General features: G+C 69.3%; 12 protein-coding genes. 9 read left to right on the top strand and 3 right to left on the bottom strand.

Going from position 1 to position 15,810, the window contains the following annotated elements; genetic code table 11:
• Nucleotides 1–6: 6 nt before the first annotated feature.
• Nucleotides 7–2,460 (bottom strand): DNA gyrase/topoisomerase IV subunit A, encoded by a 2,454-nt coding sequence (locus tag BLP38_RS04245; protein ID WP_091353377.1) that lies wholly within the window; start codon nt 2,458–2,460, stop codon nt 7–9.
• A 75-nt stretch (nt 2,461–2,535) separates the two neighbouring features.
• Here BLP38_RS04245 and BLP38_RS04250 point away from each other — a divergent pair, with 75 nt between their 5' ends.
• Entirely contained in the window at nt 2,536–3,666 is a 1,131-nt protein-coding gene (locus BLP38_RS04250; protein ID WP_091353380.1) for an alkaline phosphatase family protein, read from the top strand.
• 2 nt (nt 3,667–3,668) lie between these two features.
• Here BLP38_RS04250 and sepH read toward each other — a convergent pair whose 3' ends face one another.
• A complete protein-coding gene (gene sepH, locus BLP38_RS04255) occupies nt 3,669–4,691 on the bottom strand; it encodes a septation protein SepH (protein WP_091353383.1) in 1,023 nt (340 codons plus the stop codon).
• A 218-nt stretch (nt 4,692–4,909) separates the two neighbouring features.
• Here sepH and BLP38_RS04260 point away from each other — a divergent pair, with 218 nt between their 5' ends.
• Nucleotides 4,910–5,203 carry a DUF4193 domain-containing protein gene (locus BLP38_RS04260; protein ID WP_018186686.1) on the top strand — a complete coding sequence of 98 codons (294 nt, stop codon included), beginning with the start codon at nt 4,910–4,912 and terminating at the stop codon, nt 5,201–5,203.
• A 12-nt stretch (nt 5,204–5,215) separates the two neighbouring features.
• Here the strand turns inward: BLP38_RS04260 and BLP38_RS04265 are convergent, their stop codons facing one another.
• Nucleotides 5,216–5,686 (bottom strand): DUF3093 domain-containing protein, encoded by a 471-nt coding sequence (locus tag BLP38_RS04265; RefSeq protein WP_091353388.1) that lies wholly within the window; start codon nt 5,684–5,686, stop codon nt 5,216–5,218.
• Nucleotides 5,687–5,698: 12 nt separating this feature from the next.
• On the opposite strand from BLP38_RS04265, the gene dut reads away from it, so the two are divergent.
• From dut to pepN, 7 genes are all read left to right on the top strand, one after another.
• Nucleotides 5,699–6,148 carry a dUTP diphosphatase gene (gene dut / locus BLP38_RS04270; protein WP_172824654.1) on the top strand — a complete coding sequence of 150 codons (450 nt, stop codon included), beginning with the start codon at nt 5,699–5,701 and terminating at the stop codon, nt 6,146–6,148.
• The gene (locus BLP38_RS04275; RefSeq protein ID WP_091353392.1) at nt 6,145–6,729 is read left to right on the top strand and encodes a DUF3710 domain-containing protein; all 585 of its coding nucleotides are present in this window, start codon (nt 6,145–6,147) and stop codon (nt 6,727–6,729) included. The genes dut and BLP38_RS04275 overlap by 4 nt, the downstream gene beginning before the upstream one ends.
• Nucleotides 6,726–7,502: a DUF3159 domain-containing protein gene (locus BLP38_RS04280; protein ID WP_091353395.1), complete on the top strand. Its 777-nt coding sequence runs from the start codon at nt 6,726–6,728 to the stop codon at nt 7,500–7,502. Before BLP38_RS04275 ends, BLP38_RS04280 begins: the two co-directional genes overlap by 4 nt.
• Before the next feature lie 42 nt (nt 7,503–7,544).
• Entirely contained in the window at nt 7,545–8,186 is a 642-nt protein-coding gene (locus BLP38_RS04285) for an LON peptidase substrate-binding domain-containing protein (protein WP_091353399.1), read from the top strand.
• Nucleotides 8,187–8,335: 149 nt separating this feature from the next.
• Nucleotides 8,336–11,200: an aconitate hydratase gene (locus BLP38_RS04290; protein ID WP_091353402.1), complete on the top strand. Its 2,865-nt coding sequence runs from the start codon at nt 8,336–8,338 to the stop codon at nt 11,198–11,200.
• Nucleotides 11,201–11,274: 74 nt separating this feature from the next.
• Nucleotides 11,275–13,242 carry a 1-deoxy-D-xylulose-5-phosphate synthase gene (dxs, locus tag BLP38_RS04295; RefSeq protein WP_091353405.1) on the top strand — a complete coding sequence of 656 codons (1,968 nt, stop codon included), beginning with the start codon at nt 11,275–11,277 and terminating at the stop codon, nt 13,240–13,242.
• A gap of 20 nt (nt 13,243–13,262) precedes the next feature.
• Nucleotides 13,263–15,770 (top strand): aminopeptidase N, encoded by a 2,508-nt coding sequence (gene pepN, locus BLP38_RS04300; protein ID WP_091353408.1) that lies wholly within the window; start codon nt 13,263–13,265, stop codon nt 15,768–15,770.
• Nucleotides 15,771–15,810: the final 40 nt, after the last annotated feature.

A 15,810-nucleotide genomic window follows, 5' to 3' on the forward strand; every position in this document is an offset into this window, starting at 1 on the left:
GCCGGTTCAGGCCACCGTCGTGCCGATGGCCCCGATCGCGGCGTCGAGCGCCTGGCCCGAGGCATCCCGCTTCGCACCGGTCTCCGGCAGCGGTCGGACCGCACCGTCGATGCCGACGGCGCGCGGCTGATCGCCGACCCACGCGACGAGCAGTGCATCCTCCCACCGGAGGAAACGCTGCGCGCGGACCCCGCCGGTCGCCCGGCCCTTCGCGGGGAACTCGGAGAACTGCGAGACCTTCGCCGATCCCGGATCCGTGCCCGGCAACGCGGCGCTCGCCCCGGCGACCGTCGCCACCACGGTGTCGTCCGTCGTGCTGATCGCTGAGAATGCGATGACACGAGCGCCATCCGACAGTCGGATCCCGGCCATGCCGCCCGCAGATCGGCCCTGCGGGCGAACGGAAGACGCATCGAAACGCAGGAGCTGGGCATCGCTCGATACGAACACGAGCTCCGTGGTGTCGGGGGCGAGTGCGGCCCCGACCACGGTGTCGCCGGGCTTCAAGGAGATGATCTCGACGTCCGGCTTGCCGGGGGGCAGCTCTGTCGCGGCGACGCGCTTGACGACGCCCTGCGCCGTTCCGAGCGCGATCGGGGCGTCGGCCGTCAGCGGGACGATCGCGACGACGTGCTCGGTCGGGGCGAGGCCGAGATACTGGTCGGCGCGGGTGCCCGCCGCGAGCTGCACCGAGTTCGCCGGCACAGACGGGAGGTCGACGGGCGTGAAGCGCACCAGCCGGCCCAGGGTGGTCACCGCTCCGAGGTCACCGCGCGTCGTGCCGTCGACGGACGACCGGATGGCGTCGTGCTTCGAGCGTCGCGTCGGCGTGACGACGCCGCCTCCGGGCGCATCCGTGACGAGCTCCGCGCGCACCATGCGTCCGGTCGCCGAGAGGTAGACGCGGCACGGCGCATCGGCGATCTGCAGGTCCGCCGGCGCTGCGGCGCGGCCGCGCGGGGCGACGGGACCGCCGTTCATGAGCAGCGTGCGTCGCGGCGTGCCGAAGGCGTCGGCCGCGGCGTCCAACTCCGTTGCGACCTGTCGGCGAAGGAGCACGTCGCTGCCGAGGAGTTCCTCCAGTGCGGCGATGTCGGCCTTGAGCGTGTTCTGCTCGGCCTCGAGCTCGACGCGCGAGAACTTCGTGAGCCGGCGCAGCCGCAGCTCGAGGATGTACTCGGCCTGCAGCTGGGACAGGTCGAACACGTCCATGAGGCGTGTGCGCGCCTGCTCGCTGTCGTCGGATGTGCGGATGACCTGGATGACCTCGTCGATGTCGAGGATCGCGATGAGGAGGCCCTCGACGAGGTGCAGGCGTTCCTGCTTGCGCGCGAGGCGGTAGCGGCTGCGTCGGGTGACGACCTGGATGCGGTGATCCAGGTAGACGCGCAGCAGTTCCGTGAGCCCGAGGGTCTGCGGCTGACCGCCGACGAGGGCGACGTTGTTGATGCCGAACGAGTCCTCGAGCGGTGTGAGGCGGTAGAGCTGCTCCAGGACGGCGTTCGGATCGAAGCCGGTCTTGATCCCGATCACAAGGCGCAGGCCGTTGTTGCGGTCGGTCAGGTCGGTGAGGTCGGAGATTCCGGTGAGCTTCTTCGACGAGACGGCGTCGCGGATCTTCTCCATGACGCGCTCCGGTCCCACCATGTAGGGGAGCTCTGTGACGACGATGCCCGTGCGGCGCGGGCCGAGGGATTCGATCGAGGTCTTCGCGCGGGTGCGGAACGTCCCGCGGCCGGTCTGGTAAGCCTCTTTTATGCCGTCGAGTCCGACGATGACGCCGCCGCCGGGAAGGTCCGGTCCCGGCACGAACTCCATGAGCTCCTCGAGGGTCGCGCCGGGGTTCTCGAGCAGGTGGATGGCGGCTGAGACGACCTCGATGAGGTTGTGCGGTGCCATGTTCGTCGCCATGCCCACGGCAATACCGGTCGCGCCGTTGACGAGCAGGTTCGGGAAGGCGGCGGAGAGGACCTCGGGCTGCTGGAACTGGCCGTCGTAGTTGGGGATGAAGTCGACGACGTCCTCGTCGAGGTTCTCCGTGAGGGCCAGAGCGGATGCCGCGAGTCGAGCCTCGGTGTAGCGAGCGGCCGCGGGGCCGTCATCGAGCGACCCGAAGTTGCCGTGTCCGTCGACGAGCGGCACGCGGAGCGCGAAGTCCTGCGCGAGGCGGACGAGCGCGTCGTAGATCGCGGAGTCGCCGTGCGGGTGCAGCTTGCCCATCACATCGCCGACGACGCGCGCGCTCTTCACGTGGCCACGGTCGGGGCGCAGACCCATCTCGGACATCTGGAAGAGGATGCGGCGCTGCACGGGCTTCAGCCCGTCGCGGGCATCCGGAAGGGCACGTGAGTAGATGACCGAGTAGGCGTACTCCAGGAACGAGCCCTGCATCTCGTCAGCGAGGTCGACGTCCTCGATGCGTTCAACAGCGGGCGGGGGAGGGGGAGTGCGCGATGCCATGGCCTCGATCGGTCTTCGGGAGATGCTGCGGGGGCCAGAAACGGCGGCGGAGCACCGTGTGGAAGACTGACCCGGGTGTCACTCAGCCTACCCGCGGACCCGCCGTCAGCCCGGAGCCTCACCGGTGTCGTGCCGCAGATCCTGGCCTCTCTCGAGGGCCCGGGTGAGTGGTTCCCGCCCACCCGGTCGGCGATCGTGCTGCTCGTCGACGGTCTCGGTCGCGCGAACCTGACCGCCCGCGCCGGGTACGCCCGATTCCTCACCGGACGGATGACGAAGAAGGATGCCGCCCGCACCGTCTTCCCCTCGACCACGGCGGTCGCGCTCGCGAGTCTCTTGACCGGCGAGACGCCCGGGACGCACGGCCTCGTCGGCTACCGGGTCCGCATCCCCGGTACGGACCTGGCGCCCAATCAGCTCAAAGGATGGGAGACCGACGGGCTGGACCCGTTGACCTGGCAGCGGTCGGTCCCGCTGCTCGAACGCGAGGCCGCCGCCGGGCGTCCCTGCTTCGTCGTCTCGCAGCCGCGCTACGCCGGGACCGGCTTCACGGCCGCCCTCCAGCGGGGTGCGGAGTTCGTCGGCGCCGCCTCGATCGCCGAGCGGGTGGAACGCGCCGCGGACCTCGCCCTCCGGCATCCCGGCGCCCTCGTCTACGCGTATGTGCCGGAACTCGACACGATCGCCCATGCCCGCGGATGGGAGAGCGACGAGTGGGCAGCCGGACTCGAGCGCGTGGACGGCGCCGCCCGTGACCTCGACGCAGCCATCGGCTCCCACGCGGCGGCGATCCTCACCGCCGATCACGGCATCGTCGACGTCCCGCGCCATCGCCAGGTCCTGCTCCGAGAGGGCGATCCGCTGGTGGAGGGCGTGAACATCGTCGGCGGTGAGCCGCGGATGCTGCATCTCTATACCGAGGAGGGCACAGCGGACGAGGTCCTGAACCGGTGGCGGGATGCCGAGTCCTCCCGCTCCTGGGTTATGTCACGCGACGAGGCGGTCGCCGCTGGGCTGTTCGGCACGTCGCCCGACCCGGAGGTCCTGCCGCGGATCGGCGACGTCCTCGTCGCCGCCCGATCCGCCGTTGCGTACTACGACGATCGAGAGGCCGACAAGAAGCCGCAGAACATGATCGGGCAGCACGGCTCGCTCACCGACCAGGAACGCGTCGTCCCCCTGGTGCGGCTCGGAGCCTTCGGCTGAGCTCAGCCGTCTTCGGTGCGTGCGCCGAAGACGATCTCGTCCCACGACGGCATCGACGTGCGTCCGCGGCGGCGGCTCTGCTCCGCGGGCGGTTCGGCAGCGGCCTCGGCATCCGCCGGTTCTGCGGGCGTCGCCTGGTCGACGTCCGCTTCCGGAGCGTCGAAGAGCGCGACGGGGGTCGACGAGGGTTCTTCGCTGTGCTCGGCGGGCATCGGCTCGCGCTGGCCGCGACGGCGACGGAGCGCTTCGAGAAGGTCCGCGGTCTCGGCGGAGGTCACCGGCGCGTCCGGGGCGCGCTTGATGGCGGCCTGCTGAACGGCGGGGGAGGACGACGGGCGTGCTTCGGGTGTGTCGAAGTCCGCTTCCGGCTCGGTCACGGCGCGGGGACCGAACGCGCCGGTGTCGAATCGCGTGGCATCTTTCTGCGGCGCGGAGTCGAGGGCGCGCAGACGCGGGATGAGTCCCTCCGGGAGGGAACCCTGGCGCGACAGCTGGGTCGCGTCGGAGTTCTGCGGAGCCAGGGACGAACGACGCGGGTCGAACGACCAACGGGCGTCGTGCTCGACCTCGCCCACCGTGAACTCGAGCTTGACGGTCCAACCGTTCTGGTCTTTCCAGCTCGTCCACCGCTCGCCGGTGGCGCCGGCTTCGGTGAGCTTGGCTCGGACGGCGTTCCCGAACGTCGGCTGCGCACCCGGGTCGAGTTCCCCGCCGATGAGCACCGTCACGGCGAGGGCCTGGCCCACGACGTGCTCGCGCTCGGCGAGAACGGGGCCTTCGAATCTCTGGACGTCCTCGACGCGCACTCCGAGGAGCTGCGCGACGTCCTCCGCGGTCATGCCGGCGCGGATGTGGGACTGGATGTCACGCGGGTTCGGACGCGTGGTGCGGGGCTCGGCGTCGCGCTGCAGGCGTCGCAGCTGGGCGCGCAGAGCCTCGTCGACGGCGAGTGAGAATCGGTCGCCGGCGTCGGTCGCGAGCATCAGGCGACCGTCTTCGGTGCCGATCACTTTGAGCTGTTCCATGCGGACGTCCTCCAGATCCAGCGGGTGGGTTCATGGTGTCACGGCGAACGGTCGAGGGCGGGAATATCCGGGGCGTGCCGCGAGTTTGCGGTGGGGCACCTCCGAAAGGCGGCGGCGACCCGACGGCTCATTTGCGATTCACCGACAGGTGATGCAAACTATGGCCGCCCGAACGGGCCGCACCCACAGCACCACCCCGAAAGTTGAGACGTTCTCGAATGGCCACGGATTACGACGCCCCCCGCAAGACCGAAGACGACAGCGAGTCGATCGAGGCTCTCAAGGAACGCGTCCCGGACAAGATGTCCGGCTCGGTCGACGTCGAAGACTCTGACAACCCCAGCGGTTTCGAGCTCCCCGGCGCTGACCTCTCCGACGTCGACCTCGACGTCGTCGTCCTGCCCCCGCAGGAGGACGAGTTCACCTGTGTCGAATGCTTCCTCGTGAAGCACCGGACCCAGATCGACCACCAGACCTCGATCGGCGCGATCTGCACCGAGTGCGCCGCGTAAGCAGCGCCGATATCAGCGACCCCGCTGCGCGCGGGTGATCATCGCCGCCACCCGATCAGGGGTGCGGGACGAGAACACCCAGCGTGCTGTGGGGTCGTCGTCGTCTGAGACGGGGACGCGCACGACGCCGTCGATCCCGCCGCGAAGCAGATGCCAGTCGTCGCGTCGGAGGCCGCCGCCTCGGGCAGCCCGCGCCTCTTCCCCCGTCAGCACCTCGGGATCGCCGAGGTCGGTGACCGGGATGTGCGCCCGCCCGACGCGGAGCACGCCGTCTGCGAGCGTGACGACGGGAGCAGTCAGGATCAGAGACGACACCAGGACGACGCCGACGGCGAGTCCGATGACGAGGGCGAGGGTCGTGTCGATCGGCGAGAAGACCACCGCCGCCATGGGCGCGCAGACCGCGGCGCTCACCAGGAGCCACAGCGAAGGGCTGAGCCGTTCGCGGTACGAGGAGGGGACGGTGCGGTCGGGGTTGTGCATTAGCCTCGGGGGGTGATGGATACCGTGGACGTTCCCATTATCTCGGCTCATGTGCCCGTCTACGCGCACCCGGGCGATGCCGGCGCCGACCTCGTCTCCACAGAGCAGGTGCGTCTGGCCCCCGGTCAGCGCGCCCTCATCGGTACGGGAGTGCGCATCGCGCTGCCCGACGGCTACGTCGCTTTCGTCGTCCCTCGCAGCGGTCTGGCCGCCAAGCACGGCATCACCGTGGTCAACTCACCGGGCACGGTCGACGCGGGGTACCGGGGCGAGATCAAGGTCACGCTGTTGAACACGGATGCCGCGGAGCCCTTCGACATCGCTCCGGGCGACCGCATCGCCCAGCTCATCGTGATGCCCGTCTCGCGGGCGACCTTCCTCCCCGTCGACGCGCTTCCCGACAGCGTGCGCGGCGACGGGGGCTTCGGATCCACCGGCTACACGACAGGAACAACCGCATGAGCGACGAGCTCGCACCCAAGTCGGCACCGAGCGATCGGGCCGAGAATGGTCCGTTCGACGAGGCGGAGGCGAACCCCGTCCGTCCGTACATCGACCTCGGCGGGGTCAAGGTCCTGCCTCGCGAGGGTCTGAACCTCCGGCTGGAAGTCGAAGAGCAGACGAAACGCATCGTCGCCGTCGGGCTCGACTACGTCGGCTCGACACTGCAGGTGCAGCCGTTCGCCGCGCCGCGGTCGAGCGGCCTGTGGGAGGAGACGCGCGAGCAGATCCGCCAGCAGGTCCGTCAGCAGGGCGGGCGCGTCGAGGAGCGGGAAGGGCCGCTCGGCCCCGAGCTGCTCGCCGAGGTGCCCGTCGCCGGTGCGGACGGCGCCGCCGGGAAGCGCCTCGCGCGCTTCGTCGGCGTCGATGGTCCGCGCTGGTTCCTGCGTGGTGTCATCGGAGGAGCTGCGGCGAGCGACATCGCGGCCGCCGAGCAGGTCGAAGACCTCTTCCGCTCGATCGTCGTCGTCCGCGGCAACACGCCCATGCCGCCGCGCGACCTCATCCCGCTGAAGATGCCGGCATCCCCCGGCAGCGCATGACCACCTCGCAGGACCGTCCCGAATCCGGGGACCCCCAGCCGACGAGGGGAGACCTCGTGCCACCGCCGGCGGGGGAGCCGACGGCATCCGGTCTTCTCGGTCAGGCTCTCGGCGGCGCAGCCAAGCGTGCAGGTCTCGATCCGGCGGAGGACGCGACGACCGGCCACGTCGTGTGGCGCGCGATGGGCGGATGGCGCGGCATCGCCGAGTCGGTCCTTCCCGGGCTCGTGTTCGTCGTACTCTTCACCGTCACCGGACAGGATCTCGTGCTGTCGCTGGTGGCCTCGGTGGGGCTGGCGGCCGTCTTCACCGTGATCAGGCTCATCCAGCGTTCGCCTGCTGCGGCTGCCTTCGGCGGTCTCGTGGCGACGGGTGTCGCCGCGGCCCTGGCCCTGTTCACGGGGCGCGGCGTCGACAACTTCGTCCCCGGGCTCATCACCAACGCCGCCTACGGGACCGGGTTCCTGGTGTCGGCACTGGTCGGCTGGTCGCTGATCGGGTTGGCCGTCGGCTTCCTCATGAACGAGGGCACGGCATGGCGGGCCGATCGGCGCAAGCGTCGGGTCTTCTTCTGGCTCGCGATCGCGTGGGCTGCTCTCTTCTACGTGCGCCTCGCCGTCCAGCTCCCGCTGTACCTCGCCGATCAGACAGCGGCGCTCGGCACCCTGAAGCTCATCATGGGCCTTCCCCTCTTCGCGCCGATGGTGGCGGTCACCTGGCTGGCCGTCCGAGCGCTCTACCCGCGGCGCGCCGAAGCTCCCGGCGAGAGCTGACAAGCCGCGCGACCAGACGTGCCGAGTGGTTGACTGGGCCGCATGGACGCCGTCCCCATGTTCCCGCTCGGCAGTGTGCTCTTCCCGCACACGCCGCTGGCACTGCGGGTGTTCGAGCCGCGGTACCTGACGATGATGGGTCGCCTCCTCGACGCGGAGGATCCATCATTCGGCGTCGTCCTCATCGAGCGAGGGCTGGAATCCGGGGGAGGCGACGAACGCAGTGCGCTCGGCACGATGGCTCGCATCGTCCGGATCGAGGCCGGCGCCGCTGATCTGTTCGTCATCGCCGTCGGCAGGGAGCGGATCACGGTCGACCGGTGGGGCGCCGATGACCCGCATCCCGTCGCGGACGTCACGACGGTCGAGCCGCTGAGGTGGAGCGACGACCTTCTTCCGCTGCGTCGGGAGGCGGAACGGGTCGTGCGTCGGGTCGCGACTCTTGCGGCCGTCCTCGACGAAGCGCGGTGGGATCCCGACACCGAGATCTCGGACGACCCCGTGGAGTCATCCTGGCAGCTCGCCGCGATGGCGCCTCTCGGCGAGTACGACAGGTTCCGACTGCTCGGTTCGACGACGCTGACGGAGCTCCTCACAAGGCTGATCGACCTGTGTCTTGAAGAGGAGCCGGTCCTCGTCGCCCGGGCGGCGGATGTCGCCGAGTCGGACGGTGACGAGCTCTGAGTCCTCGCCGCCGGGCGAAGTGAGGTATCTTGATATCAAGATAAATTTCGCCCGCCGGGGTAAGGCGGACCTCACTAGTCACCGGGACCGGGCGGGGCGAAGATGGGAGGGCCGGCTGACGCCGCGCCCGCCGACGAAGGAGAGCACACGTGTCCACTGTTGACAGCTTCGGTGCCAAGAGCACACTCACAGTCGGCGACACCGACTACGAGATCTTCCGCATCGAGACCGTTCCCGGTTTCGAGAAGCTTCCGTACAGCCTCAAGATCCTCCTCGAGAACCTGCTTCGCACCGAGGACGGTGCGAACGTCACCAAGGAGCAGATCGAGGCTCTCGGGAACTGGAACCCCGACGCCGAGCCGAACACCGAGATCCAGTTCACGCCCGCACGCGTGGTCATGCAGGACTTCACCGGTGTGCCGTGCATCGTCGACCTCGCCACCATGCGCGAGGCCGTCACCGCCCTCGGCGGCGACCCGAGCAAGATCAACCCGCTGTCTCCGGCCGAGATGGTCATCGACCACTCGGTCATCGCAGACCTCTTCGGTTCCGACAACGCCCTCGAGCGCAACGTCGAGATCGAGTACGAGCGCAACGGCGAGCGTTACCAGTTCCTGCGCTGGGGTCAGACCGCTTTCGACGACTTCAAGGTCGTCCCGCCGGGAACCGGCATCGTCCACCAGGTGAACATCGAGCACCTCGCGAAGGTCATCTACGACCGCGAGGTCGGCGGTGTCCTGCGTGCCTACCCCGACACCTGCGTCGGCACCGACTCGCACACCACGATGGTGAACGGCCTCGGTGTCCTCGGTTGGGGTGTCGGCGGCATCGAGGCTGAGGCGGCCATGCTCGGCCAGCCCGTCTCCATGCTCATCCCGCGCGTGGTCGGCTTCAAGCTGACCGGTGAGATCCCCGCCGGCGTGACCGCGACCGACGTCGTCCTCACGATCACCGACATGCTGCGTAAGCACGGCGTCGTCGGCAAGTTCGTCGAGTTCTACGGCGAGGGCGTCGCGCAGGTGCCGCTGGCCAACCGCGCCACCATCGGCAACATGAGCCCCGAGTTCGGCTCGACCGCGGCGATGTTCCCCGTCGACGACGTGACCCTCGACTACCTCCGCCTCACGGGTCGTGACGAGCAGACCGTCGCCCTCGTCGAGGCCTACGCCAAGGCGCAGTCGCTGTGGCACGACGCCTCCCGTGAGCTCAGCTTCAGCGAGTTCATGGAGCTCGACCTCTCGACGGTCGTCCCCTCCATCGCAGGTCCCAAGCGTCCGCAGGACCGCATTCTCCTGTCCGACGCGAAGAACCAGTTCGAGAAGGACATCCTCAACTACGCGGATGCCGCGGCTGAGGACTCCGTCGAGATCGAGGGAACCTTCCCCGCGTCCGACCCCGGTTCCGCCCCGGGCGTCGAGCACGAGACGGTCTCGGCCGAGGGTGTCTCGCACCAGCACGAGCACGAGCACGTCCCCTCGATGATCTCGAGCGGCGCGCGCCACGCGGCATCCAAGCCCGTCAAGGTGACGACGCCCGAGGGTCAGTCGTACCTCCTCGACAACGGTGCGGTCACCCTCGCGGCCATCACCTCGTGCACCAACACGTCGAACCCGTCGGTCATGATCGCGGCGGGCCTGCTCGCCAAGAAGGCCGTCGACAAGGGCCTGAAGCGCAAGCCGTGGGTCAAGACGACGCTCGGCCCCGGCTCGAAGGTCGTCACCGACTACTACGAGAAGTCCGGCCTCGACAAGGCACTCGAGGGCCTCGACTTCTACACAGTCGGCTACGGCTGCACGATCTGCATCGGCAACTCCGGACCGCTCATCGAAGAGGTCTCGGCCGCGATCAACGAGAACGACCTCGCCGTCACGGCCGTCCTCTCGGGCAACCGCAACTTCGAGGGCCGCATCAGCCCCGACGTGAAGATGAACTACCTCGCGTCGCCCCCGTTGGTCGTCGCCTACGCTCTCGCCGGGTCGATGAACTTCGACTTCGAGACCGACGCGCTCGGCAAGGACGAGGCCGGCAACGACGTGTTCCTGAAGGACATCTGGCCCTCGCCCGACGAGGTTCAGGAGGTCATCGACCACTCGATCTCGCGCGAGCAGTTCATCAAGCAGTACTCCACCGTCTTCGACGGCGACGAGCGCTGGCAGAACCTTCCGACGCCCACCGGTCCCATCTTCGAATGGGACGAGGACTCGACGTACGTCCGCAAGGCTCCGTACTTCGACGGCATGGAGAGCACGCCGGCGCCCGTCACCGACATCTCCGGTGCGCGTGTCATGGCGACCCTGGGCGACTCGGTCACGACCGACCACATCAGCCCCGCCGGAAACATCAAGGCCGGCACGCCCGCGGCTCAGTACCTCACCGAGCACGGCGTGGCGCAGAAGAACTTCAACTCCTACGGCTCGCGTCGCGGTAACCACGAGGTCATGATCCGCGGCACGTTCGCCAACATCCGCCTGAAGAACGAGATCGTCGCCGCGGTCAACGACGGCAAGGTCGTCGAGGGTGGCTTCACCCGCGACTTCACCCAGGAGGGTGGCCCGCAGTCGTACATCTACGACGCGAGCCAGAACTACCAGGCACAGGGCACCCCGCTCGTCGTCTTCGGCGGTAAGGAGTACGGCTCCGGTTCGTCCCGCGACTGGGCGGCCAAGGGCACGAGCCTGCTGGGCGTCAAGGCGGTCATCACCGAGAGCTTCGAGCGCATCCACCGCTCGAACCTCATCGGCATGGGCGTCGTCCCGCTGCAGTTCCCCGCCGGCGAGAGCTGGAGCTCGCTCGGCCTCGACGGTACCGAGATCGTCTCGATCACCGGCCTCGAGCAGCTGAACGAGGGCGTCACGCCGAAGACGGTCAAGGTCGTCGCCGAGCCGAGCGAGTTCTCGCCCGAGGGCAAGCAGACGATCGAGTTCGACGCGGTCGTCCGGATCGACACCCCCGGTGAGGCGGACTACTACCGCAACGGCGGCATCCTGCAGTACGTGCTGCGTTCGCTGGTCTGACCCTGCTTGTCAAGAGGACCCCGGCTCCGCGTGGAGTTGGGGTCCTCTCGCATGCGGGCACGTAGACTCCTGACATGAGTCTTCTCGAGGGAATTTCCGGTCCGCGCGACCTCGATCGGTTCTCGAGCGAGGAGCTCCACGTTCTGGCTGACGAGATCCGGACCTTCCTGGTCGAGAACGTCTCGCGCACAGGTGGCCACCTCGGTCCGAACCTCGGAGTCGTCGAGCTGACGATCGCCCTGCACCGCGTTTTCGACTCCCCGAACGACCCGATCATCTTCGACACCGGTCACCAGTCCTACGTCCACAAGCTCCTCACGGGCCGTCAGGACTTCTCTCAGCTCCGCTCGCGCGGGGGTCTGGCGGGCTACCCGCAGCGGTCCGAGAGCCCGCACGACGTCGTCGAGTCGTCGCACGCGTCGAGCTCGCTGAGCTGGGCGGACGGCGTCTCGCGCGCCCTCACGGTGACCGGGCGCAAGGACCGTCACGTCGTGGCCGTCGTGGGCGACGGTTCCCTCACGGGCGGCATGACGTGGGAAGCCCTCAACAACATCTCCGACGACAACGACCGCAACCTCGTCATCGTCGTCAACGACAACGGCCGCTCGTACGCCCCCACCATCGGCGGCATGGCGCGCTACCTGAATCGCGTCCGCACCGCGGACAGCTACAAGACGCTGCGGCAGAGCTCCGCTCACGTCTCCCGTCTTCTCGGTCCGATCGGGCGCGCGGTGTACCGCGGCGTCCGGGGTGGCACGCACGGCTTCCTGTCGCGCTTCACGAACAACGTCGCGTTGTACTCCAACCTCGACATCAAATACCTCGGACCCGTCGACGGGCACGACCTCGACGCGATGGAGGAGACGCTCCGCCTCGCGAAGGAGTACGGCGCCCCCGTCATCGTCCACGCCATCACCGACAAGGGACGCGGCTTCGAGCCGGCCCGTCGTGATGAGGCCGACCAGTTCCACGCGGTCGGGAAGATCGACCCCGTCACGGGGGAGCCGATCGGTTCCTCGGATGCCGTTGCCTGGACGGACGTCTTCTCCGAGGCGCTCGTTGCCGCGGGTGAGCGTCGCGAGGACATCATCGCGATGACCGCCGCGATGCTGCGACCGACCGGCCTGCAGGACTTCGCGCAGCGGTTCCCGACGCGGGTCTACGACGTCGGCATCGCCGAGCAGCACGCCGTCGCCTCTGCTGCGGGCCTGGCGTTCGGCGGTCTTCACCCGGTCGTCGCGATCTACGCCACCTTCATGAACCGTGCGTTCGACCAGGTCATGATGGACGTCGCGCTGCACAAGGCGGGGGTGACCTTCGTCCTCGACCGTTCCGGCGTCACCGGGCCCGACGGTCCCAGCCACCACGGCATCTGGGATCTCGCGATGCTGCAGCTCGTCCCCGGCATTCGGATCGCCGCGCCACGAGACGCGGAGCGGCTCCGCGAGCTCTTCGACGAGGCGGTCACCGTCGAGGACGCCCCGACCGTGGTCCGGTTCCCGAAGGGGTCCGTGCCGGACGCTCTCGATGCGATCGAGCGGCGGGAGGACGGCACCGACGTGCTGTACCGAAGCGGTGCGGAGGACGTCCTCATCGTCGGGATCGGCCCGATGGCCCACATGGCCGTCGAGGTCGCCGAACGACTCCGCGCCCAGGGAATCGGCTCGACCGTCGTCGATCCCCGGTGGGCGGTACCGATCCGTCCCGCGATCGTCGAGCTCGCGGCATCCCACCGCCTGGTGATCACGATCGAGGACGGTATCCGCGTCGGTGGTGTCGGGACGCGCGTGCGTCAGGTCCTCCGTGAGTCGGGCGTCTCCACGGCTGTCGACGAACTGGGCCTCCCGGACGAGTTCATCGATCACGCGACCCGCGAGCAGATCCTCGCCGATGCGGGTTTGACGGCCTCGAAGATCGCGCAGGACGTCGTCGCGCAGGTGCTCGGCACGCGCGTACCCGTTGCGCGGCAGTCGGCCGACGACGCGGTGTGGACCTCGCACGAGGTCGAACTGCGCGGCCCGACCGACGCGGGTTCCGAGTGACCGCGTGACAGCATGGAGGGATGCAGACACCGCAGCATCCCGGCGATGAGAACCTGAGTCGAGAGGATGCCGCGGCCCGGGCATCCGTCATCGTCCTCGACACGATCGAGGTCGACCTGGACCTCCGCTCGGCCCCCGATGCGTCACGCGAGGACTTCGCGACGCAGAGCACCCTGCGCTTCCGCGCGTCGTCGACGGAGACGTGGATCGACTTCCTCGGCATCTCCGTCGACGAGGTGGAGGTCAACGGCGCACCGCAACCGGTGGAGTGGGACGGCGCCCGCATCCGCCTGTCGGGACTCGCCGAGGAGAACACGGTCCGCGTTCGTGCGCGCGGTCGGTACAGCCGATCGGGTGAGGGCCTGCACCGCTTCACCGACCCGGTGGACGGCGCGGTCTACCTCTACACGCAGTACGAGCCGGCCGACAGCCGTCGCGTCTACCCGTGCTTCGAGCAGCCCGACCTGAAGGCGCGGTGGACGTTCCACATCACGGCGTCGCGTGACGGTGTCATCCTGTCGGGCGGCGCGGAGGCCGCCCGCGCCGAGGTCGACGGCGGCGTCCGGGTGTCGTTCGCCGAGACGCCGCTGCTGTCGAGCTACGTCACCGCGGTCGCCGTCGGTCCGTACCACCGCGTCGACGGTCTCTGGCAGGGGGAACGGCAGAGCGTCGACCTCGGTGTGCTCTGCCGCGCCTCTCTCGCCGAACACCTCGACGCGGACGAGATCCTCGACATCACCCGCCGCGGTCTCGACTTCTTCACGAGGGCGTTCGACCAGGACTACCCGTGGGGCAAGTACGACCAGATCTTCGTCCCCGAGTACAACCTCGGCGCGATGGAGAACCCGGGCCTGGTCACCTTCACCGAGGCGTACGTCTTCCGCGGAGCGGCGACCGCCGCGCAGCGCGAGGCCCGGTCGAACACGATCCTCCACGAGATGGCGCACATGTGGTTCGGCGACCTCGTCACGATGCGATGGTGGGACGACCTGTGGCTCAAGGAGTCGTTCGCCGACTTCATGGGGACGCACGCGAACGTCGCGACAGGACTGCACCCGGATGCCTGGGTCACGTTCGCGAGCCGGCGGAAGGGGTGGGCGTACGTCCAGGACCAGCTGCCCACGACGCACCCGATCGTCGCCGACATCCCGGACCTCGAGGCAGCCAAGCTCAACTTCGACGGCATCACCTACGCCAAGGGTGCGTCGGTTCTGAAGCAGCTCGTCGGGTTCGTCGGCGAGGACGCCTTCTTCCGCGGAGCGCAGCGGTACTTCGCGGCGCACGCCTTCGGCAACACGACGCTCGAGGATCTCCTCGTCGCGCTCGAAGAGGCGTCGGGCCGTGACCTGCGATCGTGGAGCACGGCGTGGCTCGAGACGACCGGACTGCCGACCCTCTCCGTCGAGCGCGGTCCCCTGGCGGTCGCGCAGGACGTCGCGCGACCGCACGCGGTCCGCGTCGGTCTCTGGGACGACGAGGCGGGACGTCTCGTCGCGCGCGGCGACGTCGCCGTCGACCTGTTCGGTGAGCGCACCGTCGTCGACGCGCCCGTCCTCCCCGACGCGGCCCTGGTCATCGCCAACGTCGACGATCGCTCCTACGCGAAGGTGCGGCTCGACGACCGATCGCTCGCCGCCGTCAGAGCGGGCCTGTCGATGATGCCGGATGCGGTCGCGCGAGGCGTCGTCTGGGCGGCGCTCTGGAACGCCGTACGCGATGGCGAGCTCGCGGCATCCGCTTATCTCGCGATCGCGGCGGAGCACGCTCCCCGCGAGTCCCACCCGGCGCTCCTGAGCGACGTCCTCGCCCACGCCGCCTTCGCGATCCGCCACTACGTCTCGGACGCCGGGGAGACGTCGGTCGCCTGGCTGCAGGGAGCGTGGCGCGCCATGTCGGCTGCCGAAGCCGGGTCCGACGCGCAGCTCATCTGGGCACGCGCGGTCGGTGCGGCCGCGGAGCTCGGCACGGACCGGGCGGGCGAGATGTCCGCAATCCTGGCGGGGGAGGCGCCGGCACCGGCGGGCCTGGCCCTCGATCCCGATCTCCGGTGGGGGTGGCTGTTCGGTCTCGCTGCCTCCGGTCATGCGGACGCCGCGCGGATCGAGGCCGAGGCGGAGCGGGATGCAACCGCGTCGGGCCGCACGGCGCGTCTCGCGGCGCTCGCGGCACGGCCGGAGGCATCCGTCCGTCGCGACGCGTGGGACGACGCGTGGGATGACGAGACGCTGACGAACGACCACCTCGATGCCACCATCCGCGGCGCGCGGGCGGGGAAGAGCCGTGACCTCGTTGCGGAGTTCGACCGCGAGTACTTCGAGAGGATCCTCCCGGCTTGGCGTTCGCGCAGCATCGAGATCGCCGCGCGCCTCGTGCGCGGCCTCTTCCCGGCCACGGACGACACCGCGGCTGTCGACGCGTGGCTCGAGGCCCACACCGACGCACCCGGATCGCTCCGGCGCATCGTGATCGAGCAGCGCGACCACCTCGCGCGCGATCTCCGGGTCCGCGCGGCGCAGCCGCGACTCTGACTCGCAAGAACGGCCCCCGGACATCCCCGGGGGCCGTTCT

The organism is Microbacterium sp. LKL04 (assembly GCF_900102005.1).
GTDB lineage: Bacteria > Actinomycetota > Actinomycetes > Actinomycetales > Microbacteriaceae > Microbacterium.

Coding starts and splice junctions, on each gene's coding strand:
- pepN (WP_091353408.1), top strand. CDS start 13,263: ATGCAGACACCGCAGCATCCCGGCGATGAGAACCTGAGTCGAGAGGAT.
- BLP38_RS04260 (WP_018186686.1), top strand. CDS start 4,910: ATGGCCACGGATTACGACGCCCCCCGCAAGACCGAAGACGACAGCGAG.
- BLP38_RS04285 (WP_091353399.1), top strand. CDS start 7,545: ATGGACGCCGTCCCCATGTTCCCGCTCGGCAGTGTGCTCTTCCCGCAC.
- sepH (WP_091353383.1), bottom strand. CDS start 4,691: ATGGAACAGCTCAAAGTGATCGGCACCGAAGACGGTCGCCTGATGCTC.
- dxs (WP_091353405.1), top strand. CDS start 11,275: ATGAGTCTTCTCGAGGGAATTTCCGGTCCGCGCGACCTCGATCGGTTC.
- BLP38_RS04265 (WP_091353388.1), bottom strand. CDS start 5,686: ATGCACAACCCCGACCGCACCGTCCCCTCCTCGTACCGCGAACGGCTC.
- BLP38_RS04275 (WP_091353392.1), top strand. CDS start 6,145: ATGAGCGACGAGCTCGCACCCAAGTCGGCACCGAGCGATCGGGCCGAG.
- BLP38_RS04245 (WP_091353377.1), bottom strand. CDS start 2,460: ATGGCATCGCGCACTCCCCCTCCCCCGCCCGCTGTTGAACGCATCGAG.
- BLP38_RS04280 (WP_091353395.1), top strand. CDS start 6,726: ATGACCACCTCGCAGGACCGTCCCGAATCCGGGGACCCCCAGCCGACG.